At 70.3% G+C, this 23,420-nt stretch carries 23 protein-coding genes; 12 read left to right on the top strand and 11 right to left on the bottom strand.

Going from position 1 to position 23,420, the window contains the following annotated elements; all coding sequences use genetic code 11:
• Nucleotides 1-247: hypothetical protein (locus ACWELJ_RS25120; protein WP_452368586.1), on the bottom strand; the 247-nt coding region annotated here is incomplete at its 3' end.
• A 167-nt stretch (nt 248-414) separates the two neighbouring features.
• On the opposite strand from ACWELJ_RS25120, the gene ACWELJ_RS25115 reads away from it, so the two are divergent.
• The 3 genes from ACWELJ_RS25115 to ACWELJ_RS25105 all read left to right on the top strand — a co-directional run bounded on the left by ACWELJ_RS25115 (nt 415) and on the right by ACWELJ_RS25105 (nt 4,401).
• Nucleotides 415-1,611 carry a sensor histidine kinase gene (locus ACWELJ_RS25115; RefSeq protein ID WP_452368585.1) on the top strand — a complete coding sequence of 399 codons (1,197 nt, stop codon included), beginning with the start codon at nt 415-417 and terminating at the stop codon, nt 1,609-1,611.
• Between the two features lie 88 nt (nt 1,612-1,699).
• The gene (locus ACWELJ_RS25110) at nt 1,700-2,359 is read left to right on the top strand and encodes a response regulator (protein ID WP_452368584.1); all 660 of its coding nucleotides are present in this window, start codon (nt 1,700-1,702) and stop codon (nt 2,357-2,359) included.
• A gap of 68 nt (nt 2,360-2,427) precedes the next feature.
• A complete protein-coding gene (locus ACWELJ_RS25105) occupies nt 2,428-4,401 on the top strand; it encodes a protein kinase domain-containing protein (protein ID WP_452368583.1) in 1,974 nt (657 codons plus the stop codon).
• A 14-nt stretch (nt 4,402-4,415) separates the two neighbouring features.
• On the opposite strand, the gene ACWELJ_RS25100 is transcribed toward ACWELJ_RS25105, so the two are convergent.
• A complete protein-coding gene (locus ACWELJ_RS25100) occupies nt 4,416-4,610 on the bottom strand; it encodes a hypothetical protein (RefSeq protein ID WP_452368582.1) in 195 nt (64 codons plus the stop codon).
• 369 nt (nt 4,611-4,979) lie between these two features.
• Here ACWELJ_RS25100 and ACWELJ_RS25095 point away from each other — a divergent pair, with 369 nt between their 5' ends.
• Entirely contained in the window at nt 4,980-5,861 is an 882-nt protein-coding gene (locus ACWELJ_RS25095; protein WP_452368581.1) for a helix-turn-helix domain-containing protein, read from the top strand.
• Nucleotides 5,858-6,055 (top strand): DUF397 domain-containing protein, encoded by a 198-nt coding sequence (locus ACWELJ_RS25090; protein WP_452368580.1) that lies wholly within the window; start codon nt 5,858-5,860, stop codon nt 6,053-6,055. Before ACWELJ_RS25095 ends, ACWELJ_RS25090 begins: the two co-directional genes overlap by 4 nt.
• A 29-nt stretch (nt 6,056-6,084) precedes the next feature.
• Here the strand turns inward: ACWELJ_RS25090 and ACWELJ_RS25085 are convergent, their stop codons facing one another.
• Both ACWELJ_RS25085 and ACWELJ_RS25080 read right to left on the bottom strand, forming a co-directional pair.
• On the bottom strand, nt 6,085-6,306 hold the full coding sequence (locus ACWELJ_RS25085; RefSeq protein ID WP_452368579.1) for a hypothetical protein: 222 nt from the start codon (nt 6,304-6,306) through the stop codon (nt 6,085-6,087).
• 27 nt (nt 6,307-6,333) lie between these two features.
• Nucleotides 6,334-6,828: a carboxymuconolactone decarboxylase family protein gene (locus ACWELJ_RS25080; RefSeq protein ID WP_452368578.1), complete on the bottom strand. Its 495-nt coding sequence runs from the start codon at nt 6,826-6,828 to the stop codon at nt 6,334-6,336.
• A gap of 87 nt (nt 6,829-6,915) precedes the next feature.
• Here ACWELJ_RS25080 and ACWELJ_RS25075 point away from each other — a divergent pair, with 87 nt between their 5' ends.
• Nucleotides 6,916-7,497 carry a CGNR zinc finger domain-containing protein gene (locus ACWELJ_RS25075; protein ID WP_452368577.1) on the top strand — a complete coding sequence of 194 codons (582 nt, stop codon included), beginning with the start codon at nt 6,916-6,918 and terminating at the stop codon, nt 7,495-7,497.
• Nucleotides 7,498-7,566: 69 nt separating this feature from the next.
• Here ACWELJ_RS25075 and ACWELJ_RS25070 read toward each other — a convergent pair whose 3' ends face one another.
• From ACWELJ_RS25070 to ACWELJ_RS25045, 6 genes are all read right to left on the bottom strand, one after another.
• Nucleotides 7,567-8,598, bottom strand: coding sequence for an ATP-dependent 6-phosphofructokinase (locus ACWELJ_RS25070; RefSeq protein WP_452368576.1), 1,032 nt, complete (start codon nt 8,596-8,598; stop codon nt 7,567-7,569).
• A gap of 87 nt (nt 8,599-8,685) precedes the next feature.
• The gene (locus ACWELJ_RS25065; RefSeq protein ID WP_452368575.1) at nt 8,686-9,579 is read right to left on the bottom strand and encodes a hypothetical protein; all 894 of its coding nucleotides are present in this window, start codon (nt 9,577-9,579) and stop codon (nt 8,686-8,688) included.
• Between the two features lie 100 nt (nt 9,580-9,679).
• Complete coding sequence (locus ACWELJ_RS25060) at nt 9,680-10,531, bottom strand: hypothetical protein (protein WP_452368574.1); 852 nt, start codon at nt 10,529-10,531, stop codon at nt 9,680-9,682.
• A 91-nt stretch (nt 10,532-10,622) separates the two neighbouring features.
• Nucleotides 10,623-12,443 carry a protein kinase domain-containing protein gene (locus ACWELJ_RS25055; protein WP_452368573.1) on the bottom strand — a complete coding sequence of 607 codons (1,821 nt, stop codon included), beginning with the start codon at nt 12,441-12,443 and terminating at the stop codon, nt 10,623-10,625.
• A gap of 58 nt (nt 12,444-12,501) precedes the next feature.
• Complete coding sequence (locus tag ACWELJ_RS25050; protein WP_452368572.1) at nt 12,502-13,188, bottom strand: response regulator transcription factor; 687 nt, start codon at nt 13,186-13,188, stop codon at nt 12,502-12,504.
• Nucleotides 13,185-14,513 carry a sensor histidine kinase gene (locus ACWELJ_RS25045; RefSeq protein WP_452368571.1) on the bottom strand — a complete coding sequence of 443 codons (1,329 nt, stop codon included), beginning with the start codon at nt 14,511-14,513 and terminating at the stop codon, nt 13,185-13,187. The genes ACWELJ_RS25050 and ACWELJ_RS25045 overlap by 4 nt, the downstream gene beginning before the upstream one ends.
• A gap of 182 nt (nt 14,514-14,695) precedes the next feature.
• On the opposite strand from ACWELJ_RS25045, the gene ACWELJ_RS25040 reads away from it, so the two are divergent.
• The 5 genes from ACWELJ_RS25040 to ACWELJ_RS25020 all read left to right on the top strand — a co-directional run bounded on the left by ACWELJ_RS25040 (nt 14,696) and on the right by ACWELJ_RS25020 (nt 20,901).
• On the top strand, nt 14,696-15,043 hold the full coding sequence (locus ACWELJ_RS25040; protein WP_452368570.1) for a hypothetical protein: 348 nt from the start codon (nt 14,696-14,698) through the stop codon (nt 15,041-15,043).
• A gap of 40 nt (nt 15,044-15,083) precedes the next feature.
• Nucleotides 15,084-15,866 (top strand): ABC transporter ATP-binding protein, encoded by a 783-nt coding sequence (locus tag ACWELJ_RS25035; protein WP_452368569.1) that lies wholly within the window; start codon nt 15,084-15,086, stop codon nt 15,864-15,866.
• Nucleotides 15,863-18,358, top strand: coding sequence for an FtsX-like permease family protein (locus ACWELJ_RS25030; RefSeq protein WP_452368568.1), 2,496 nt, complete (start codon nt 15,863-15,865; stop codon nt 18,356-18,358). The genes ACWELJ_RS25035 and ACWELJ_RS25030 overlap by 4 nt, the downstream gene beginning before the upstream one ends.
• 25 nt (nt 18,359-18,383) lie before the next feature.
• On the top strand, nt 18,384-19,898 hold the full coding sequence (gatB, locus tag ACWELJ_RS25025; protein WP_452368567.1) for an Asp-tRNA(Asn)/Glu-tRNA(Gln) amidotransferase subunit GatB: 1,515 nt from the start codon (nt 18,384-18,386) through the stop codon (nt 19,896-19,898).
• 172 nt (nt 19,899-20,070) lie between these two features.
• Nucleotides 20,071-20,901, top strand: coding sequence for a MerR family transcriptional regulator (locus tag ACWELJ_RS25020; protein WP_452368566.1), 831 nt, complete (start codon nt 20,071-20,073; stop codon nt 20,899-20,901).
• Between the two features lie 71 nt (nt 20,902-20,972).
• On the opposite strand, the gene ACWELJ_RS25015 is transcribed toward ACWELJ_RS25020, so the two are convergent.
• Nucleotides 20,973-22,142, bottom strand: a complete 1,170-nt coding sequence (locus ACWELJ_RS25015) for a PQQ-dependent sugar dehydrogenase (RefSeq protein WP_452368565.1) — start codon at nt 22,140-22,142, stop codon at nt 20,973-20,975.
• A 223-nt stretch (nt 22,143-22,365) separates the two neighbouring features.
• On the opposite strand from ACWELJ_RS25015, the gene ACWELJ_RS25010 reads away from it, so the two are divergent.
• The gene (locus ACWELJ_RS25010; protein WP_452368564.1) at nt 22,366-23,337 is read left to right on the top strand and encodes a DoxX family protein; all 972 of its coding nucleotides are present in this window, start codon (nt 22,366-22,368) and stop codon (nt 23,335-23,337) included.
• Nucleotides 23,338-23,420 lie beyond the last annotated feature (83 nt).

Raw genomic sequence — 23,420 nt, 5'->3', positions numbered from 1 at the left:
CGAATGCCACGCCGACGGTGCACGCCACCGTGGCGGCGCCCGCGAGCGCGCTGTAACGGCGTAGTCCGGCCAGCAATGCCCCGCCCCCGCGGCCCGGCTCGTCGGCCCCGAACGCCCCTGCCGGCCGTGCTTCGCCGCGCGGCACACCCCGGCGGAGACCTGCCGGGGGCCGGGCCGTAGCACTCGATGACTGCTCGACGGGGGTGGAACGGGGCGAGATCCTGCGGGAATCCGGGAACGCTCTCATGGGGATCGACGCTAGGAATCGGCCTCCGACCAGGGCGTCAGCCTGTGGGGCGGTTGCGGGGTGGGCGGTGTGGGGGACAGTCGCGCCGGTGTCGTACCGGGGTAGGGGGTGGGAGATCACTCAGGGGTATGAGGTGCGGGGTGCGCGAAGTCTCTACCGTCGATGGCATGGGTGGAAAGTTGTCAGGGCAGGCCCGGGTGGCGCGGGCGCGGCAGTGGTTCGACGGGTTCACGGTGCTGCTCGCGGTCATCTTCATCGCGGTCGCGTGGCCGACGCTGCATCTGACGCACAAGGTGCCGGCGGCGGCCGCGCCGTTCATCGCCGGCTTCGCGGCGTTCCCGATTCTGCTGACGCGGGTGAATCCGCAGCTGGGGTGGGCGGTTTCGGCCGGGTCGGCGCTGCTGATCGCGCTGGCGGTGCCGCATCAGCCGGGCAACGCCATCCCGTTCCAGGTGGTGCACATTCTGGTGCTGTTCGCCCTGGTGTTCGCGGTGGCGGTGCGCGCGCCCATCCGGATCGTGGGGGTGGTGTGGCTGTCGACCTCGCTGCTGTTCGCCACCGCCATGGCCCAGACCGGCGACAGTTTCGCGGAGGCCGGTTTCGGCTGGCCGCTGGCCATCACCGGGCTGGTGGCGTTCGGCCTGCTCATCCGATGGGTGGTGGTGTCGCGGCAGGCGCTGCTGAAGTCGGAGGAGGAGACCGAGCTGGAGCGGGCCCGGCGCGCGATCCTGGAGGAGAAGGCGCGTATCGCCCGCGACCTGCACGACGTGGTGGCCCACCACATGTCGATGGTGGTGGTGCAGGCGCAGACCGCGCCCTACCGGATCGAGGGGCTCTCGGCCGAGGCCCGCGCGGAGTTCGAATCCATCGGGACGGGTGCGCGGGCCGCGCTCAACGAGATTCGCGGCATGCTGGGCGTGCTGCGCAGCGACGGGCAGCTGCCCGAGCACGCGCCGCAGCCCTCGGCCGCCGACCTGCCGGGCCTGCTGGAGGGCGCGCAACGGGCCGGGGTGCCGCTCACCTGGACCGTCGACGGCGAGCTCGGCGCGGTGCCGGAGACCACCGGGCTGGCGCTGTACCGGATCGTGCAGGAGTCGCTGGCCAATGCCTCGCGGCACGCGCCGGGGGCGGCGGTGCGGGTGGGGATCGCGTGCACGCACGAACTCACCCTGACCGTCGGCAATGATCGTCCCATCGCGGTGCGCGCCGGCGACCACTCGGCCTCGGCGGGCTCCGGTATCGCGGGCATGCAGACCCGTGCGGCGGCGGTCGGCGGCGTGCTGACCGCCGGGCCGCGGCCCGACGGCGGGTTCGAGGTCCACGCTCGGCTGCCGCTGACCGCCCGCACGCCCGTCACGCTGTAGTCCCTACCCGCCGGGGTCCGAAGTTGTCTTCGCGACGGCTGTTCCGGCCCCGGCATGGCAAACTCGGTGGCGTGCGTGAGGTGGGACTGTGGCGATAACCGTGTTGATCGCCGACGACCAGGCGATGGTGCGGCAGGGATTCGGGGCATTGCTGGCCGCGCAGCCGGACATCAGCGTGATCGGTGACGCCCCGGACGGGAAAACCGCTGTGGCCGAAGCGAAACGGCTGCGGCCGGACGTGGTGCTGATGGACGTGCGCATGCCCGAGATGAACGGGCTCGACGCGGCCAAGGTGATTCTCGCCGCCGGATTCGATCCGCCGGTGCGGGTGCTCATGCTCACCACCTTCGATATCGACGACTATGTGTACGAGGCCCTCGGCATCGGCGCCAGCGGCTTCCTGCTCAAGGACGCGCCCGCCGAGGAACTGGTGCGCGCGGTGCGGGTGGTGGCCGCCGGGGACGCGCTGCTCGCGCCCACCGTGACGCGCCGGCTCATCGCCGACGTCACCAGCCGCCGCGCCCGGCGCGCACCCGCCCCGCAGCTGTCGGTGCTCACCCCGCGCGAGCGGGAGGTGCTGGAACTGGTGGCGCGCGGCATGTCCAACGCCGAGATCGCCGAAAGCCTGTTCGTGGCGGAACAAACCGTGAAGACGCACGTATCGAAGGTGTTCACCAAACTGAACCTGCGCGACCGAGCGCAGGCGGTGGTGCTGGCCTACGAATCCGGACTGGTGACCCCCGGCTGACCTGCCCGGACATCGTTTCGGCGGGTAGGCTCACGGATTTGTACGTCACCGGAAGGGGGTCGTGGACAGTGCTGAATGGCGGTGACGTGTTCGCCGGGTTCACCATCGAACGACTGCTCGGTCAGGGCGGGATGGGCTCGGTGTATCTGGCCCGGCATCCGCGCCTGGGCAAGCTGACGGCCCTGAAGCTGCTGAACCGCGAACTGTACGCGGACACCGAGATCCGCGCCCGATTCGAGCGCGAAGCGGATCTGGTCGCGCGGCTGGACCACCCCAATATCGTCGAAGTGTACGACCGCGGCACCGAGAACGAGATGCTGTGGATCTCCATGCAGTACGTGGACGGGGTGGACGCGGCGGGCGTGAACGTGGCCACGCTGCCCCCCGAGCGCGCGGTGCAGGTGATCGAGGGCGTCGCCGACGCCCTGGACTACGCGCACGGCATGGGCGTCCTGCACCGGGATGTGAAGCCCGCCAACATCATTCTGGCCCGCGCGGTCGGCGGGCACGGCGAACGCGTCTTCCTCACCGACTTCGGCATCGCCCGCCTGCGCGAGGACTCCACCCACCTGACCCAGGCGGGCATGTTCACCGCCACCCTGGCCTACGCCTCGCCCGAACAGATGACCGGCGCCCACCTCGACCCCACCACCGACCAGTACTCCCTGGCCTGTGCCCTGTACTGGCTGCTGATCGGCGCGGGCCCCTTCGATTCCCCCCACCCCGGCGAACTGATCCGCGGCCACCTCCAGCTGCTCCCGCCTCCGGTCAGCCTGCGCCGCCCCGGCCTGTCCCCGGCGATGGACGCCGTCCTCACCAAGGCCATGGCCAAACGCCCCGCCGACCGCTTCCCCACCTGCACCGACTTCGCCAAGGCCGCCCGCCGGGCCCTGTCCGGCCCCCCGGCCCAGCACCCCGTCTACCCCAACCCGCCCGCCCCCCAACCGAACTACGCCCAGCCCTACCCCGCCCCGCCGTACCAGGCCCCACCCGCCGCCTACCCGCCCCCGGCGGTCCCCCCGAACCAGCAGCCCTACCCCGCGCCGCCTTCCAACGCCCAGCCCCCGCTGGTCGCGTCCAACTATCCGGCGCCCCAGCCGGTCGCGCCGAACTCTCCGCAACCGGCCGCGGCTCCCCATTACCCGGCCCCGCAACCCCAGTCCGGCCAGCCGGTTCTCCCGCCCCCGGTGGGACCGGCCTATCCGGTACCGCCGCCATCCTCGGCCGGGCCCGCCGCGTATCCCGCGCCCGCCCCACCGGGTAGCGGGGCGCCGGTCCCCCCGGCATCACCGGAAGCGGACCGTGTGCAGCCCGCGGGGGTGGCCGATCAGGTCGGGTCGGCGCCGAGGTATCGGCCGCAGCCGTCGGGGGATGAGGTGTGGCAGCGGCCGACCGATGTCGTTGCGCAGCCGGTGGTTTCGGCGGCCCCGCCGGTGGAGGCCGCTGAACCGGCGGTGCCGGTCGCGGCATCGGCCGACGGGAGCGGCGTCGCCGAGTCTGCGTCGGAACCGTCCGGAACGTCGGATCTCGGGGCGGGGACGGAGAATTCACCGGCGGATGCCGTCGAGGACTCCGAATCGCCGGGCGGCGACGCGGTGACCCGGGCCGGTGAGCCGCTGGGCGGTGCTGCGCCCGTGGACGAGTCGGTTCCCCGCGAGGGTGAGGGCGACGGCGCGTCGGGTGCTGGCGACGGCGAATCCGGCGAGATGTCTCGCCATCCCGATTCGGGAGCCTTCGTCCCCGCCGATGTGAGCCGGGCGGCCGGGAACGCGGTGCGGGCCGCGCCCGCTACGGAATTCGTTGTGGCCGAGCCGGTTTCGAGTGGCACCGTCGACAGGGCGGCGTCCGGGCCGGTGGGGATGCCGGGGCAGCAGGGGTATGGTCCGCCGCCGTTCGGGGTCGGGCCGGTGCGGCCGCCGGCGATTCCGGCGGTCGGGCAGCGGCTGGGAGCCTCGCAGGCGACCGCGTTGGTGGTACTGGGACTCGCGGTGCTGACGCTGGTGCTGCTGGTGGCCGTGGCCGTCGTGGTGGTGTCGGGCTAGGCGGCCGGGACGTTTCAGGAGCGGGGATATCGGGCGCGGTCGCCGAGGACCATTTGCCCTTTGTCGACGAGGATTTGGCGGGCTCGACGGCGGACCAGGCAGTTGTCCACGGTGCAGAACTTGTGGATCTGCATGGCCTGATGGGCCTGAGGCAGGCCCAGGTCGCCGGGGTCCATCGTGCAGTCGAACAGATACATCATGGTGTCCACCGGGTCAGCGCAGGGGGCTGGACAAATCGCGGTCCGGCGCTGGCGCTCGGCGTGCGGCGCTGTGCGCCGGGCCCTCACCAGCCTATCGAGATTCCTTGCGCGCCACACCGCAATCGGGTCCTTGTCGCACCCGGGCTCGGGGGTCGGTACGAGGGGGATTGGGTGCGCCCGGCTCGGGGACGAGTGGGTCCAGAGATATCAGGGCTCCGGTTCTCACCGGGCGCGACTCCAGTCCAGCACCGTTTCGGCGAACCGGCAATCGCCGCCCGCCCGCGGTGAGAAACTTTCCGAAAGCTCCAGGTCAGCATTCATATCGCGTGGGAGCATCATTCGCAGTGACCGAAAACAGCCTTCGTGGGGGAGGATTCGATGTCCGATCATGGTTCGACTTTGCCGCGCCGGCAGCTGGGGAGGTACCTGCGGGAAGGCCGGATGCAGTGCAATCTGACGATTGCCGAGGCCGCCGCGCTGATGGAGTGGAGCGAATCCAAGCTGCAGCGTCTGGAAACCGGAAACGCGGAGAAGATCCGGGTTCTCGACGTCCGCGAATTGTGCCGGATCTACGACTTCGACGACGAATTCCTCTCCGCCCTGACCGGCCTCGCGCAACAGGCCGGCGTCAAGTCGTGGTGGCACGAGTACGACGATCTGATACCCGAGGGATTCAATGTGTATGTGGGCCTGGAGGCTTCGGCCCGCGGCCTCATCTCCTACCAGCCCGACCTGGTGCCCGGCCTGCTGCAGACCGCCGAGTACGCGCGGGTGTTGATCACTGATTACTGGCCGGATGCTGCAAGCGACCAACTGGATCGCCGGGTGCAGTTGAAGACCCGTCGTCAAAGCCTCTTGACGCGCAAGCGAAGTCCCGCGTCCTTCGCGGTGGTGGTCCACGAAACCGCACTACGACGCGTGGTGGGCGGTCCGCAGGTGATGGCGGCGCAGCTGCGGCGGCTGGCCGACATGTCGACGCTGCCGACGATCGCTGTTCGTGTTCTACCCTTCTCGGCGGGGGTGCCGATCGGCCACACCGTGGGCCCGTTCGTGATCCTGGATTTCGGCCATGACGCGGGCAACCGGCCGGTCGAACCCACGGTCGTCTACCTGGAGAACTTTCTCGGCGACCTCTATCTGGAGAAGCAGGCCGCGGTCGACCGATACCGCGAGGCCTACCACGCGATTCAGCGCGCCGCGCTGGACGAGGCGACCAGCCGCGACCTCCTGCGGCGGGCGGCGAAGGAGTACGCGACGTGATCGTCGAACCCGGCGTCCGATGGTTCAAGAGCGCCCGCAGCACCGGTGCCAAGGAATGCGTGGAGATCGCGTTCCTGGCCGGCGGTGTCGGGGTGCGGGACAGCAAGCATCCCGGTGGTCCGGCGCTGGTCTTCCCGCCGGCGGATTGGGATCGTTTCACCACCGCCGTGGCCGCGGGGCGATTCGATCGATGAGATTGCGCGCGAGCCGTTCTCGGCCGCGCTCAGGCGGCGCGCGCGGCGGCGCGGGCGGAGTTGAGGGTGACCGCGGCGGCATTCCAGATGGCGTAGCCGCTGACCGCGTAGGGCACCCAGGTGGGGTGGTGGATGGCGAGCAGCACGATGGTGGCCACGGCCAGCGCGACCGCGCGGACCACGATGCCGTTGTGCAGCAGGGCGCGCAGCACCTGCGCGTCGATCAGGCTGGGGGACTTGACGCCGTTCATGGGTGTGGTCCTTCGGTATGAGACGAATTACGCGGCGGGCCAGTCGTTTTCGGTCTCGCCGACCTTGTTGACGTAGTTGGTCAGGGTCTGCAGGGCGACCAGGGCCACGATCTCGAGCACCTGCTCCTGGGTCCAGCCCGCGGCCAGCGCGGCGGCCGGATCGGCCTTGCCGCGGCTCTCGGTCAGCTCGCGGGCGAAGGCGACGGCCGCGGCCTCCTTCGGATCCGCCGAGGTGCCCTGCTTGGCGGCCTCGATCTCCTCGGTGCCGAGTTTGGCGACCCGCTTGCCGGTGAAGGTGTGCGCGGCGACGCAGTATCCGCAGTCATTGGCCGCGCCGACGGTGAGCGCGATGCGCTCGGAGGTCGGGGCGGGCAGCGTGCCCTTCTTCAGCGCGCCGGACAGCCCGAGGTAACCCTCCAGTACCACGGGCGCGTTCGCCATCACCTTGGTCATGTTCGGCACCCGGCCCATGCGCTTGCGGACCTCGTCCAGCAGGGGTGCGTGCTCGATCGGAGTGATCATGACGTCCTCAACTTTCTAACGGAAGATCGTGCGTTCACACGTTAGAACATCATGGCTTCCGAAATCAATACCCGTTAGAATCGAGTCATGGTCGATCCCTTGGCACTTCGTTTGGCGAACACCATCCGCGCCACCAGCCGCGGTCTGACCGATGCCTTCGGCACCGCTGAATCCACCCGGGAATGGCTGGTCGCGAATGCCGCGAACGTCGCCATGTACGTGGACCTCGAGGCCTACCTGCCCACCGAGGACGACCGCGCCGCCCTGGTGGAGCTGCGTCAGCAGGTGCGCGCGCTGTTCGCGGAATACGTTGCGCCGCACCCGCCCAGCTCCGCCGACGCCACCGTGCTGCCGGCCTTCCCGGAGTCGCTGGCCGCGGTCAATCACGCCGCCGCACCCGCGCTGCGGCTACTCGAATGGGACAGCGAGGGGCAGCGTCTCGAATACCGGCTGCTGACCGAGACCGAACTGGACACGGTCAAGGCCGGATTGGCCGACGCCGTCATCGAGTTCTTCGGGGGACCGCAGGCCGAGCAGATCCGCGTCTGCCCCGCCCCGCGCTGCGTGCGCTACTTCGTGAAATCCCATCCGCGCCAGGAGTGGTGCTCGGTGGCCTGCGGTAATCGCGCCCGCGCCGCCCGCCACTACGCCCAGCACCGCGACGACTGAGCGGTTCTCCCCGGCATGCGGAACGGCCCTCGCACGGTGGCGTGCGAGGGCCGTGAGAGCTGTTCCGGCTCAGCCGAAGAAGGCGGCGGCCTCCCGATACCGGTCCTGCGGCACCAGCTTCAGCTGCTTGGTGGCCTCCGACAGCGGCACGAGCTCGATCTCGGTGCCGTGCAACGCCACCATCTGCCCGAATTGCCCGGCGTGCACGGCTTCCGCCGCGTGCACGCCGAATCGCGTGGCCAGCACCCGGTCGTACGGCGTCGGCGTACCGCCGCGCTGCACGTGCCCGAGCACGGTCACCCGGACCTCCTTGCCGATGCGCCGCTCGATCTCCGGCGCCAGCTGCTGGGCGACCCCGGTGAACCGGACATGCCCGAATTCGTCGATGCCGCCGTCGCGCAGCGTCATGGACTGCGGATCGGGGTGCGCGCCCTCGGCGACCACGCAGATGAAGTGCGAATCCCCGCGCTGGAAGCGCCGTTTCACCATGGCGCAGACCTCGTCCACGTCGAACGGCACCTCGGGCACCAGGGTGAGGTGGGCGCCGGCGGCGATGCCGGAGTTGATGGCGATCCAGCCCGCGTGCCGGCCCATCACCTCCACCAGCATGACGCGCTGGTGGGATTCGGCGGTGGTGTGCAGCCGGTCGATGGCCTCGGTGGCGATGGCGACCGCGGTGTCGTGGCCGAAGGTGGTGTCGGTGCAGTCGATGTCGTTGTCGATGGTCTTGGGCACGCCCACCACGGGCACGCCCTCGTCGGCCAGCCAGGAGGCGGCGGTCAGGGTGCCCTCGCCGCCGATGGGGATGAGCGCGTCGATGCCGTTGTCGTCGAGGGTCTGCTTGATGCGGGGGAGTCCGGCGCGCAGCACGTCCGGATTGGTGCGCGCGGTGCCGAGCATGGTGCCGCCCTTGGTGAGCAGCCGGTCGGTGCGGTCATTGTTGAGGATCTGGATCTTGCGATCCTCGAGTAGTCCGCGCCAGCCGTCCTGGAATCCCACGATGGCATCCCCCCAGCGGCCGTTCGCGGTGCGAACGACGGCACGGATCACGGCATTCAGGCCTGGGCAGTCTCCGCCTCCGGTCAAGACTCCGATGCGCATGGACCCCATCTTGCCCTGCGATCGGTGGTTCGTGGGTCGCACCCCCGTGAACCGCCGGTTACGGTTCGCGGCGGTTCTGCCGGGCCGTCAGCCGGCCGCGCAGACGCCGCCCCGCAGCTCGTCGAGGTGCTTGCCGATCAGGGTGGCGACCTTGGTGAGAATGACGGTGCCGTCGTCGAAGGAGCCCGAATTGGGCTGGGTGGCAATCGCGATGGCGATCTGCCCGCCCGCGGTGGGAATCAGGCCCAGCTGCCTGACCAGGTAGTTCCCGCTGGTGTCGGGGCCCCAGCCGCCCTTGAACTCGGCCCCGTCCAGCGTGCCCAGGCCCCAGCGCTGACCGGGACCGATCTTGCTCATCAAGGAGGTGACCGCGTCGGATTCGGGCAGACAGGGCAGTTTGGCCGCGAATTTCACCTGATTGGCCAGCGACCAGTCGGCCTGCCCGAACGCCGAGTAGTCGGATCGGGTGCGGGTGGCGGGCACCGTGGTGTCGGTGTCGCCACCCTCGCGTAGCACGTCCTGGACGGTCTGGGCGGCGACATCGGGCGAGCCGAGCGCCTGCCAGAGCGTGTCGGCCGCGCTGTTGTCGGAGTACTCGATGGCATTGATCGCGGCCGTCTGGTTGGAGGCGCTCTTGCGCAGCGCGGCCAGGGAGAGCGGCACCTTCATGGTCGACCAGCCCGGCCCCGAGCTCCAATCGCCCAGTGCCACCGGGCGATCGCTGCCGACCGGCACGATGGCCAGCCCCACCTTGCCCGACAGCGACGGCTTCAGCTCATTGACGAAATCCCAGGCCAGCGTGCCCGGCAAGGCGACCGCGGTGGCGGGGACGGTGGCACCGGGCGTCGCGGCGGTGCTCGTTTTGTCGGGTACCAGGACGGGTTTGCTGGTGCAGGCCGTCAAGGCGCCGAGCAGCAACACCAGGGTGCCGCGACCGGCGGTCCGGGCGAGTCGCCGTCCGCGTGACATCGGTGCGTGCACCCGTCCAACCTCCATCTGCCCCGGCGTCCGGCGCGTTCCCTGTTCCTAGCGGACGCACCTGAACCCCGTCAATCTCAGGGATTCTCACGGTCCCGACGGGTCAGTGCGAGCAGAGTCCGCCGTGCAGGTCGGGCAGGTGGTCGCCGACCAGCAGCGCCAGCTTGTCCATCATGTCGGTGGCGTCATCGAAACTGCCCGAATCGGGTTCGGCCGCCAGCGCCACCGCCACCGGTCCGTTCAGCGTCGGGACCAGCCCGAACTGGCGGACGGTGTACTTGCCGGTGTCGTCGTCGGGACCCCAGCCGCCCTTGAATTCCGCGCCGATCAGCCGGCCCAGGCCCCAGCTCTGGCTGGGGGTGATCTCACTCATCAGCGAGACAACGGAATTGGCGCGCGGCAGGCAGGGCAGCCGGGAGGCGAAGTGCACCTGGTCGGCCAGCGACCAGTCGGTCGCGCCGAAGGCGAGCAGATCATCCGATTCCAGCGCGGCCAGTTTGGTGTGGCGGGCGGCCACATCGGTGACGGTGTCGCCGGCCTCGCGCAGGATCGACTCGACCGCCTCGGCGGCCTGGCTGCCGGTGCCCAGCGAGGTCCACAGCGTCTGCGCCGCATCGTTGTCGGAGAAGGTGATGGCGGCCTCGGCGGTGGAGCGCATACCGGTGGGGTCGTTGCGCAGTGCGGCCAAGGCCAGCGGCACCTTGATGGTGGACCAGGCGATGCCGGTGGTCCAGTCACCGAGCTGGGTCATGTCGCCGCCGCCGACCGGCATCACCGCGAGGCCGATCCGGCCTTCCATGCCGGCCTTCAGATCGGCGAAATCCGCTGCGAACGCGAGGGTTTTCGGTAAACCGAACAGTTCGGGCAATTCGGGCGCGATCAGCGTGGGGGACTGCAGCTTCGAGCTGTCGCCCACCGGCTTGATGTCATCGGCCTGCGCCGAAGAATGGTGCACCGCACCGACATTCACACCACACCCGGACACGGCCAGGACGGCCGCGACCGCCAGCCCGCGCACAAAACCCTTGCAACAGGCCGGAATCGGATCAGTAGACATACACCACCGCGTTCTCACCACCGGCGCAGGTCACCAATTTGCCTGCGGCCGTGCAGTTCATCGTGTAAGACCGGCCGGTCACCGGACTCACTGCCACCACAGTAACCGGCGACCCCGGCCGGCCTGTAGCCGTATCGGCATAAGACCGGCGCACCGCCTCCGCGAAAGGACAAGACGTGACCGTGTTTCCGATCGCGGAATTGGCGAAGCCGCCGAGCGCCGCATACGTCGGTGGACACGGCGTAGCACCCGCCGGCAGCTGGACCGCGTCGGATGTCGTGGTGGGCGCGACCGGGCTCGTCTGCTGCTGCGAGTGCGCAGGCGTGGTACCCGGAACCCCCTGTGCTGCCGTCGTTATGGGTGTTTCGTTGCCGGAGCGGTCGAGGACTTGCCAGCCGATCGCACCGGCGATCGCGACCAGCGCCACCACCAGCACGGCGATCGACACCGGCGCCGCCACCGACTTCTTGCGCCGCCGCCCCGGCTCCCGCGGCTCGGGCTGCACGATGGCGTGCTCGGAGGTCGGATACAGCGAGGGATCCGGCGCGGGCGCGTACGGGAATTCCCGCTGCTGCGCCTGCGCGTGACCCCACACCGCCTGCTGCTGGGCGTCCGGCGGCAGCGGCGTGTAGTGGAAGTCGCTGACCCGCACCCGGGTCGGGTCCGAGGGCGTGATGATCGGCAGATCGCTCGACGGCGAGGGATCCTCGGCCGCCGGGAAGGAGCCGGTGATATACGCCGGGATCGACGTGGTGTTCGGGCGGCCGGGATTGGGTTGCCGCACAGTCGGATCGGTGTTGCGGGCGGGCGGGGTCCCGCCCGGCAGCAGGGTCGTCGCGGGACCGGCCGGACCGCCGGTCGGCAGCACGGTGGTCGGGGGCGCGCCGACCGGCGGCCCGGGCGGCACGGTCCGGCCGGGCCGCGCCGGCTGCCCCGGCGCGCCCGGGGCTCCGGCGCCCGGCGGATTCGGGGGCAGGCCCTGACCGGCCAGCGCGGCGCGGGCGGCCCGAGCGAATTCGCCCGCGGTGAAGAAGCGGTGGTTCGGGTCCTTGGCGAGCGCCTTGGCGATCACCGCGTCCAGGGCGGGCGGAATCCCCTCGCGCAGCATGCTGGTCGGGGGCGGCGCCTCGGACAGATGCGAGCGGATCAGCACGCTCATGTTGTCGGCCGGGAACGGCTTGGCGCCGGTGAGGCATTCGTGCAGCACGCAGCCCAGCGAGTAGATGTCGGCGCGACCGGAGACCGGGCCGGCGTCGAACCGCTCGGGGGCCATGTAGGCGTAGGAGCCCACCGCCGTGCCGGTCATGGTGATGGTGGAGTCGCCCTCGGCGCGCGCGATGCCGAAATCCGCGAGATATGCGAAATCTGCATCAGTCACAAGGATGTTGGCGGGTTTCACATCGCGGTGCACCAGCCCCGAGTAGTGCGCGGCGTCCAGCGCGGCCGCCACCTGCTCGACGATCCCGATCACCCGCAGCGGCGGCAGCGACCCCGAAGCGTCCAGCAGCGAGCGCAGATCGCGACCGCGCACCAGGCGCATGTCGATGTAGAGCACGCCGTCGATCTCGCCCCAGTCGTGGATGGGGATGATGTGCGGCTCCGCCAGCCGGGCCGCCGCCTGCGACTCGCGCCGGAAACGCTCCTGGTAGGACGGGTCTTTGGCGAGCTCGGCGGGCAGCAGTTTGAGCGCGACGACCCGATCCTTGGACGTGTCGTAGGCCTCGTAGACCTCGCCCATGCCGCCCTTGCCGAGCAGCGAGCGCAACTCGTACGGCCCGAACCTGCTCCCGGCCCGCGATGGCGCATCCACCCCGTCAAACCTCCACACTCTTGGGAGGGAAGCAGACGAGGACCCGCGACCCACCCCTCTAAGAGGTGGATTCTCCCGGTGCGACTACGCCGTGGTCAAACGCAAAGACGATGGCCGCGGAGCGGTCGCGTAACCCAAGCTTCCCGAAGATATGTCCCACATGGCTCTTCACCGTTACTTCCGAGATGCCGAGCGTGGTCGCGATCTCCGTGTTGACCCGGCCTCTGCCGATGAGTTCGAGCACCTCGAGCTCGCGAACCGTGAGCTCGGAGAGACGATTGCCGGCGGCCGCCGGGGTGGGACGCGCCGAACGGTAGGTATTCAGGACACGCGGGGTGACGGTCGGGTCCAGCCACGAGCCGCCGCCCGCGACCGTGCGCACCGCGCGGATCAGGTCCTCGGCGGGGGAGTCCTTGAGCAGGAACCCGGCCGCGCCCGCGCGCAGCGCGCCGGACAGCAGCTGGTCGTCGTCGAAGGTGGTCAGCACCAGCACCGGGGGCGCGCCGGGGGCGCCGCGCAGGGTGCGGGTGGCCTCGATGCCGCCGATCCGCTTCATCCGCAGGTCCATCAGGACCAGATCGGGGCGGTGGGCGGCGACCGCGGCGGGCACCTCATCCCCGTCGGAGCATTCGCTCACCGCGAATCCGTCTCGGCGGCGCAGGATCCGGCGGAGCCCGCCGCGGACCAGCTCCTGGTCGTCGACGACGAGGACGCCGATCAGGTCCTCGTCCGAGCGGTCGGTCACAAACCCTCCTGGGCGGTCTTGCGGAACAGCGGTTGCAGCAGCGACTGCAGGTGGTCGTCGGCGGCGGTGAAACCGCAGGGCACGGTCCCGGTCAGCGGAATGTGCGCCGACACCCGCCAGCCGTCGTCGTCCGGCCCCGCGGTGAGCCGCCCGGCCAGCGGCGCGACCCGCTGCCGCATTCCGGAGATGCCCATGCCGTTCCCGGCTCGCGGGGCCGCCCCGGCCGCCAGCGTATTGGTCACCGTGATGTCGATGTGCTTGGGGTGCAAGAGGATTCGCAGCCGCGCCCGCTCGCCCGGGGCGTGCTTGGCGACATTGGCCAGCGACTCCTGGCAGATCCGGTACATGGCCAGGCCCACCCCGGCGGTCACCGCGGACCGGTCGCCCTCGAGGCGATAGTCGACCGTCACCCCGGCGCGCACGAAATCCGACACCAGCTCGTCGATGTCGTCGAGATCCGGTTCCGGCGCGAGCGTGGCGGGCCGGTCGCCGAGCAGGCCGACCGTGCGCCGGATATCGGCCATGGCCTGGCGGCCCAGCCGTTCGGCGTCGGACAGCGCGTCGATGGCCTCGTCCACGTCCCGGTCGGTCTGCAAGGCGTGCCGGGCGGCCGTCACGTGCAACAGCGTGATGCTCAGCGAATGCGCGATCACGTCGTGCACCTCGCGGGCGATGCGGCGGCGCTCCTCGTCGGCCGCCGCCTGCGCGCGGATGTCCTGATAGTCGCGCTCCTGATACAGGTAGCGACGCTGATAGTTGAGCAGCTGGCCGGTGAACCAGGCGAACAGGATGCCCAGCGCGAACCAGGTGAACCCCTCGATATGCCCGATCGATTCGAAGAACATGAGCTCGGCGAACATGACCAGGGCGACCGGCACGCTCACCGCCGGGCCGGTGATGGCCGCGATCTCACCGGCGATGATGATCAGGACCAGCGGCGCGACGTCCAACGGGACCGGCTGCGCCAGGAACAGCGCGGCCGCGGCCACGGTCAGCGTGGCGAGCAGCACGGGCCGCGGCTTGAAGTCCAGGATGATGCACGGCGGACCGGTCAGGCAGATGAGCATCAGCGCCACCACCGCGACGACGCCGGGGAAATACCCGGCCGCCACGCGCTGGCCGAAGGCCACGATCGCGATCGTGCACATCATCGAATCCACCAGGATGGCCATCGAGGCGGGGTAGTCGAACCCCGTCGACTCCACCCAGCGCTGATAGTCGGCGAACGGATTGCGCAGGAAGCGCCGGAACCCCACGCCGGCGCGGCGCAGTCCCTCCAGCAACTCCTGCCCCAGGGCGGCGGGGGTGGCGCTGGTCACGTTCATTCTGCAAGGCTATCCGTCGAATCAGACGGCGTACATCGTCCGGCGGCAGGGGCTCGTCTCCTACCGGGGTAGGAGGTCAAGTCGCGTCCGCGGCACGACGACAGGGCGGCGGACCGCTCGTAGTTTGGGGACAACAGCCGACACGCCCGCCACCAGTGGGCGTTCAACGAGAGGTTGGCGTCATGTCCTGGGCAGATTTTCACGCTCGCACCGACATTCTGCACACCGTCCTGGACCGGGCGGAGCGCCACGACTTCGCGCGAAATCCCGTCGACCCCACGCTCTTTCACGACCTGCCGGACCTGGACCGGCTCTTCGGCGGACCCGACGGAGTGCTGCTGGCGCTGCGGAACCGGTGGGAGAACCACCTGACCGTGAAGCTCGAAAACGCAATGGAGAAGGGCATTCTGGCGCAGGAGGCGTACGCCGAACTCCGCGCCGAGCAGCCCGCGCTGCGCGCGCTGCTGGATGCCTGGGACACCGATCACCTGTACCATCGCCGACCACGCCTGCGCGCGCTGGCCGGCTGACCGCACCATACCGATGGCACTGATCTTCGAGGGGTAGACCATGCTGGAATTGACCGACGTCACCAAGGAATACCGGGTGGGTGAGCAGGCCGTGCGCGCTCTGGACGGCGTCAGCCTGCGGATCGGGGCGGGGGAGTTCACCGCGATCATCGGGCCCTCCGGGTCCGGCAAGAGCACCATGCTGCACCTGCTGGGCGCGCTGGACTCCCCGGACTCCGGGTCGATTCGCTTCCAGGACAAGGAGATCGGCGACCTCGACGACGACGCGCAGTCCGAATTCCGGCGGCACCGTGTCGGTTTCATCTTCCAGTTCTTCAACCTGCTGCCCACGCTCACCGCGTGGGAGAACGTCGCCATCCCGAAACTGCTGGACGGCACCGGATTGCGCAAGGCCAAGCCGCGCGCCCTGGAACTGCTCGACCTGGTCGGGCTCGGCGAACGCGCCGACCACCGGCCCGGGGAACTGTCCGGCGGGCAGATGCAGCGCGTGGCGGTGGCGCGGGCGCTGATCATGGACCCGCCGCTCATCCTCGCCGACGAGCCCACCGGCAACCTGGACTCCAAGACCGGGGCCTCGATCCTGCGATTGCTCGCCGACATCACCGAGGCGGGGAACTCGGTGGTCATGGTCACCCACGACCTGGGGGCGGTGCGGTACTGCGACCGGGTGATCAACCTGCGCGACGGGCGGATCGGGTCCATCGACCGGGTCGAGCGGGGGGATGACGGGGAGGTCCGGACGGTCCCCGAGGCCGGCCACGAGGCGTCCGAACCCGACGTGAACGGTGCTGCCGTGAACGGCGCCGGGGCGGTGCGCGCATGATCCGCGCCGCCTGGGACCGCCTATGGCTGTTCAATATCGGTGAGCTGCTCGCCCACCGCGCCCGCACCATCATGGCCATGGTGGTGATGGGAGTCTCCGCCGGACTGCTGGTCTCGGTCTTCAGCATCTCCGGATCCATCACCGGTTCGGTGGACAAACTCACCCACAGCCTCGGCGGCAAGGCCGAGCTCGAGGTCAGCGGCATCACCGACGCGGGCTTCGATCAGTCACTGCTGCAACAGATCCGGACCGTGCCCGGCGTCGAGACGGCCGCGCCGATGCTGCGCCAGTCCATCGGGGCCGACGACGAGCGGGCGCTGCTGATCGGTGTCGACCAGTCCATCGCCGGGCTCGGCAGCGATCTCGGCGGGACGCTGAAAGACCAGGCGGGCAAACTGCTCACGGTCCCCAACGGCGTGCTGGTCGGCTCCGCCCTGGGGCACGGCGAGGGCGAGCGGTTCCAGCTCGGCACGGTGACCGCCACGGTCGCCGGCGTCATCGACGATGCCACCGCCGCCAAACTCAACGGCGGCCACATCGTGTTCGCGCTGCTGCCGGTGGCGCAGAAGATCACCGGCCGGACCGGGCACATCGACTCGGTGCAGATCGTGCCCGCCCCGAAAACCGATGCCGGACAACTGCGTTCGGACCTGACCAAGGTGGTCGCGGGCCGGGCCGTGGTCGCCGATCCGGACCTGCGCGCCGCGCAGGCGGGCGGGGCGATCATGCTGGTGCGCTTCTCCACCCTCGCCTCCTCGGCGGCGGCGCTGATCGTGTCGACCTTCCTCATCTACAACGCCATGAGCATGGCGGTGGCGCAACGCCGCCCGACCCTGTCGCTGCTGCGGGCCATGGGCGGCAAGGGCGGGCCCATGGTGCGCGACCTGCTCACCGAGGCGGCGCTGCTCGGCCTGGTGGGCGGCCTGATCGGCGCGGTCATCGGAATCTTCATGGGCCGCACCGCGATTCATCAGCTGCCCGCCGCGATCGTGAACTCCGTGGAATCGCGCACCGAATACGAGGTGCCCGGGTACGCGGTGCCGGTGGCGATCGCGGCCTGCGTGCTGGCCAGCGTCGCGGCCGCGGCCCTGGCGGCGCGGCAGGTGTACAAGGTCGCGCCCATCGAGGCGCTGGCACCGATCGGCGTCGGCACGGCCGACCGGGTGAGCCCGCTGCTGCGCTGGTCCGCGGCCGCCCTCGGCCTGGCCATGGTGGGCGGCGCCATCGCGGTGGCCGAACTGGATCTGGGCCGCTACTCCATCGGCGCGATCTCGCTGTCGATCGCCGGATCGGTGGTGCTGTGCTTCGCCGCCACCGGACCCATCGTGCGCGCCGTCGCCGCGGTGGCCGGACTCTTCGGCGCGCCCGGAGCCTTGGGCGCCACCACCATCGAACGCGCGCCGCGCCGCGTGTGGGCCACCGTCATGACGGTCATGATCGGCATCACCGCCATCGTCGCCATGGGCAATGCCAGCCGCAATATGGTCAGCGCCGCCACCGACAGCTTCCAGGGCCTGGGCCGCACCGACGTGTTCGTCAGCCCGACCGCCATGGAACAGTTCCCCACCGGGCCGCTGCTGCCCGCCGACCTGAAGGCGAAGCTGGCCGCCATCCCCGGCGTCGGCGGCGTCGGTTCGGCGCAAATGGCTTTCGCGACCCTGGGCCGCGGCCGCGTCATGCTGCAGGGCTACGAGGACGGCGTCGCGCGGACCTCGGCACTGGACTCGGTGAGCAAGAGCGAGCAGGCGCGCATGGCCGCGGGCGAGGGCATCGTCATCTCCCGCGACGTGGCCCGCTCCCTCGGCGTCGAGCAGGGCTCCGAACTGACGCTGCCCACCCCCTCCGGGGAACATCGGGTGCGGGTACTGCGGGTGGTGCCCTACTTCTCCGCCATCGCCGGGGTGGTCGTACTCGACCTCGGAGTGATGCAGCAGTGGTATCAGCGGCCCGGCGAGACCATCATCGGCATCGACTTCGCGCCCGGCGCGGACCACGCCGCGGTGATGGCCGCCGTCCGCGCCGCCGTGCCCGCCGACATCCACGTCAGCACCGGACGGCAAGCGGTGGACGCGATCTCGTCGAGCGTCCAGCAGGGCACGGCGATCAGCTCCGCCATCCTCTGGATCGTGGTACTGGTCGCCACCATCGCCCTGCTCAACACCCTGATGCTGTCGGTGCTGGAACGCCGCCGCGAACTGGGTGTGCTGCGGGCCATGGGCACCAGCCGCCGCTTCCTGCTGCGCACCGTGCTCACCGAGGCCGCGGGCATCGGATTGACCGGCGCGGCCCTGGGACTGGTGATCGGATCGGGCGTGCACTATCTGGCGACCGTCGCGCTCGGGCACGCCATCTCCATGGATATCGCCTATCGTCCCAGCCCACTGCTGGTGGCGTACGCGATCATCGCGCTCGGACTGGCCCTGCTCGGGGCGATTCCGCCCGCCTTGCGCGCCGCCCGGATGCCCATCGTGGAGGCCATCGCCGTGGACTGATCGGCGGGTAAATAGGATGGAGCGCATGAGCGCAGCGACCGTGGACTTGATGGACTACTCCGATGTCATCGACCGGTACGACCCGGTGCTCGGCATGGAAGTACACGTCGAGCTGGGCACCGCGACCAAGATGTTCTGCGGCTGCCCGACCGAATTCGGCGCCGAGCCCAACACCCAGGTGTGCCCCGTGTGCCTGGGCCTGCCGGGCTCGCTGCCGGTGGTGAACGAGAAGGCCGTCGAGGCCGCGATCCGGATCGGGCTCGCGCTGAACTGCTCCATCACCCCGTGGGGCCGGTTCGCGCGCAAGAACTACTTCTACCCGGACCAGCCGAAGAACTACCAGATCAGCCAGTACGACGAGCCGATCGCCACCAACGGCTACCTGGACGTGGTGCTCGATGACGGCGCCGTCTTCCGCGTCGAGATCGAGCGTGCGCACATGGAGGAGGACACCGGCAAGTCGCTGCACGTCGGTGGCGCCACCGGCCGCATCCACGGCGCGTCGCACTCGCTGCTCGACTACAACCGCGCGGGCGTGCCGCTGATCGAGATCGTCACCAAGACCGTCGAGGGCGCGGGCGAGCGCGCCCCCGAGGTGGCGCGGGCGTACGTGACCGCGCTGCGCGAGGTGCTCAAGTCCCTCGACGTGTCCGACGTGAAGATGGAGCAGGGCTCGCTGCGCTGCGACGCCAACGTGTCGCTGATGCCCAAGGGCGCCAAGGAATTCGGCACCCGCACCGAGACCAAGAACGTCAACTCGCTCAAGAGCGTCGAGGTCGCGGTGCGCTTCGAGATGCGGCGCCAGGCCGCGGTGCTGGCCGCCGGCGGCGAGATCCTCATGGAGACCCGCCACTTCCACGAGACCGACGGCACCACCTCGCCCGGCCGCATCAAGGAGACCGCCGAGGACTACCGCTACTTCCCCGAGCCCGACCTCGAGCCCATCGCGCCCGACGCCGCCTGGGTCGAGGAACTGCGCGGCACCATCCCCGAGTACCCGTGGCTGCGCCGCGCCCGCATCCAGTCCGACTGGGGTCTGTCCGACGAGGTGTTCCGCGACCTGGTCAATGCCGGCGCGCTGGACCTGATCATCGCGACCGTCGACGCCGGCGCCTCGGTCGACGCCGCGCGCTCCTGGTGGGTCGCCTACCTCACCGAAAAGGCCAAGGAGAGCCAGGTTTCGCTGGAGGACCTGCCCATCACCCCGAAGCAGGTCGCCGAGGTGGCCGGGCTGGTCGAGGCCAAGACCATCAACAACAAGGTCGCCAAGCAGGTCGTCGACTTCGTCCTCGCCGGCGAGGGCGAACCCGCCGCCATCGTCGAGGCCAAGGGCCTGGGCATGGTCTCCGACGACTCCGCCCTGCAGGCCGAGGTCGAGAAGGCCCTCGCCGCCAACCCCGACATCGCCGAGAAGATCCGCTCCGGCAAGGTCCAGGCCGCCGGCAAGGTCGTCGGCGACGTCATGAAGGCCACCCGCGGCCAGGCCGACGCCGCCCGCGTCCGCGAACTGGTCCTCGCCGCCTGCGGAGTCGAAGGCTGATCCAGCCGAGGCAACAATCGGTGGCGCGCAGCTGACCTCGCGAGCCGCCTGGTGGACCCCACCCACCGAACTCTCGTCTTCGGGGCGCGCGGCACCAGCCGCGCGCCCCGAGCCTGCTGAGCCATCATGAGCTTGACCCTCACACCGTGTGAGGCCCGAGCCTGGAGGAGTCATGTTCAGTATCGGAGACTTCGCCAGGTTCGGATCGGTGTCGGTGCGAATGCTGCGCCACTACGACGAGATCGGGCTGTTACCGCCGTCCGAGGTCGATCCCTGTTCGGGCTATCGGTTCTACACGGCCGATCAGCTCGCCCGGCTCAACCGCATCGTCGCGTTGAAGGATCTCGGCTTCACCCTGCAACAGGTGGCCGAGATGCTCGACGGTCAGCTGTCCGCGGAACGGTTGCACGGCATGCTGCAACTGCGTCGCGCCCAGCTGGCCACCCAGGTGGCCGCGGACACCGCGCGACTGCAGTCCGTCGAGGCGAGGCTCCTGCGTATCGAAAGGGAGGGTGTCATGCCCGAGCAGGAAATCGTCGTGAAATCCCTGGCCCCCACGCTCGTCGCCGAAATGAGCGATGTGGCGGCCGAATCCGGTGAGGCCGCGGTCGGCCCGATCATCCAACGGCTCTACGAGCGGCTGGGGAAGTCGATCCCGGAGGCCGGGCTCACCATCACCGGCGCGCCGGTCGTGTATTACGAAGAGCTGGAAGCGGGTCTGCGCGTCCACGTCGCCCACCAGGTCGCGGGCACCGCCACCCCCGGCGTCCCGTTCGAGCTGCGTGAACTGCCCGCGATCACCCACGCCGCCACCCTCGCCCACCGAGGCAAGCTGTCGGAACTGTGCGTGTCGTTCGAGGCCATGGGCCGCTGGGCCGACGAGAACGGTTACGCCCCTTGCGCTCCCATCCGCGAGGTCTACCTCGACGCCCCCGGCGATCCCGCCTCCGCCGAATGGGTCATCGAACTGCAGATGCCGGTCGAACAGGCCGCGCGCGCCTGAGCCGCGAACCCGAGCCGGACATGCGTCGCGGCGCACAGCGTGAGCTGTGCGCCGCGATGTGAGCCGGGTGGCTAGTCCGGACCGTTGCCCTCACCGCCGCGCGGCGGCGGGATCCGCACCACGCGATCGTCGTACTGGTTCGGATTGCCGTCGGGCTTGTTCACGGTGCCGACCCAGATATTGCCGTCACCGCCGATCGCCGCACCGTCGAGCCGCCCGTACTTGTCCTGCGCCAGCAGCGAGGGCGCGGCCGTCACCGCGTGCGTGTTCTTGTCGGCCGTGGCGACGGCCAGCGCCTTCTGATTGGTCATGGAGATCGCGACCGCGTCCGTGGCCGCCGCGCAGCCCGCGACACCCGGGTGATCGGGCCAGGTCCACGCCTTCACCGCCACACCGTCCGCCCCGACCCGCTGCAGACGGTCCTCGGTGGCCGTGCGGTCGGTGAACCAGATCGAACCCTTGCCGTCCGAGCACACGCCGCCCGCGACCCCGATTCCGGACACCAGCACCTCGGCGGCCGCACCGGGCGCGGGGGAGTTGACGCTCAGCAGCTTCCCGGCCAGCGAGCCGGTGTCACCGGCCAGGGCCGGGTTGCCCGCGTCGCCGGTGAGGACGAGCATGCGATCGTGCGACGAGAAGTCGATGGAGCCGCGATTGCCGTTGGCGCCCTTCGGGATTCCGGTCAGGATCGGCTTGGGCGCGCCGCCGTCGGTGGAGATGCGCACCACCCGGTTGTCGCTGGGCGTCGTCACATACGCGTAGATCAGGCCGTCCTCGCCGAAGGTGGGCGAGAGCGCCAGCCCGGTGACACCGCCGTCGCCGGACGGATCCACGTCGAGGCGTGCCACCTCGACCGGTGCCGGCGGCTCACCCTCATCGGTGGCGATCACCTTCAGGATGCGTCCGGTGGTCCGTTCGGCCACCAGCGCGCTGCCGCCGTCCGGCAGCGCCACCAGGCCCCCGGTGGTGTCCAGGCACGAGACCACCACGGCCAGATCGGGATCCACGCACGGCAGATCCGGACGCTTGGCATTGGTCGGCGGCGTCTTCGGGGTGGTGGTCTTGGGCTCGGCGTCCTGCCAGGTCGGCTCGGTGGTGAACGGGCTGGAGGCGCGATCGTCGAAGCGCGCGCAACCGGACAGCAGCACGGCGCCGAGCGTCACACCCAGGACGGCCCGTCCCGCGCCCACCCGGACCCTCCGCGTACCCACCCGTACCCGGCCAGCGGCAACCACACTCATGGTGGAGACGTTACGGAAAACCTGCCGCCACCGCTCGGACGGGGTGGGGCAAATATTCGCCGTGCCGCGCCCGGAACCCGCACCCGGGTGTGTTCTGAATCCTCACCCGGGTGTGGCGCGAGCCCGCCGCCGAGTCCGACACCGCGCGGTGGCACGAATCGGACAGCGGACACGCCCGCGTTCTGCGGGGTGCCGGGCGGTTGCGGCTAATACTCTGGCCCGGGTGACGAACAAGCCGAACGAGCCGTCCGCCGCGGCGGGCGACACCACGCCCGCAGCTCCGCGCCCGGCCGGTGCACCGGTCCGCAGCCCCTTCGACTCGCCGACCGAGCAGTTCGCCGCCCCGTCCGGCCCGCAGACCACGGAGCCGATCTCGTCGCCGCCCGGCCCGCCCGGGCAGGCCACCGAGCAGCCCGGCCAGGCGACCGAGAAGATCACGCCGCAGCAGGTCGGCCACGGCACCGAACGGAGCCTGCCGCGCACCGACGAGGAACTCGGCCTCGATCTGGACGTCCCGCTCTACTCGCAGGTCAAGAACGCCATCCCGGGCGCGGCCAACGGCACCACCGCCGAGCCGTCCCCGACCTATTCCTTCGCCAGCATCCCCCCGGCGCCCGCCGCGCCCCCGGAGAACAACGGCCGCCGCCGCCGCGACGACCGCCGCGGCACCGCGGACCTCGGACTGCTGTTGCTGCGCTTGGTCATCGGCGGCACCTTTCTCTACCACGGTCTGCAGAAGGCCTTCGGCTGGTTCCACGGACCCGGCCTCGACGGCATCAAGACCTCCATGGAGGGCGGCGGCTGGAAGCATGTCGACCTGGCCGTGCCCATGCTCATCGCGGGCGAGCTCGGCGGTGGCGTGCTGGTCGTGCTCGGCCTGGCCACGCCGCTGGCCGCGGGCGCGCTGCTCGCGGTGATCCTGGACGGGTGGATGTGGAAGCAGGGCATGGTTCCCGGTTTCCAGTACTCCGCCAAGACCAACTCGGTCGAGATCGACTCGATCCTGGTCGGCATCACCACCGCGCTCATCCTCACCGGCCCCGGCCGCTACTCGCTCGACCGCAACCGGGCCTGGTCCACCCGCCCGTTCCTGGGTTCGCTGGCCGCCTTCGTCGCCGCGGTGGCCGCGGCCATCCTGGTCTATGTCTACCTGCACGGCGGCAACCCGCTGACCGGCATCGGCCCGTTCAAGTAGAACGCCGCCGCCCCGGGCCGGGCGATGTCCGGGCCCTGGCTCGAAAAACCAAGCGGCCGGGCTCGATCCACTGGATCGAGCCC

The organism is Nocardia sp. NPDC004582, assembly GCF_053602115.1.
This window is presented reverse-complemented; position numbering and strand designations above follow the sequence as displayed.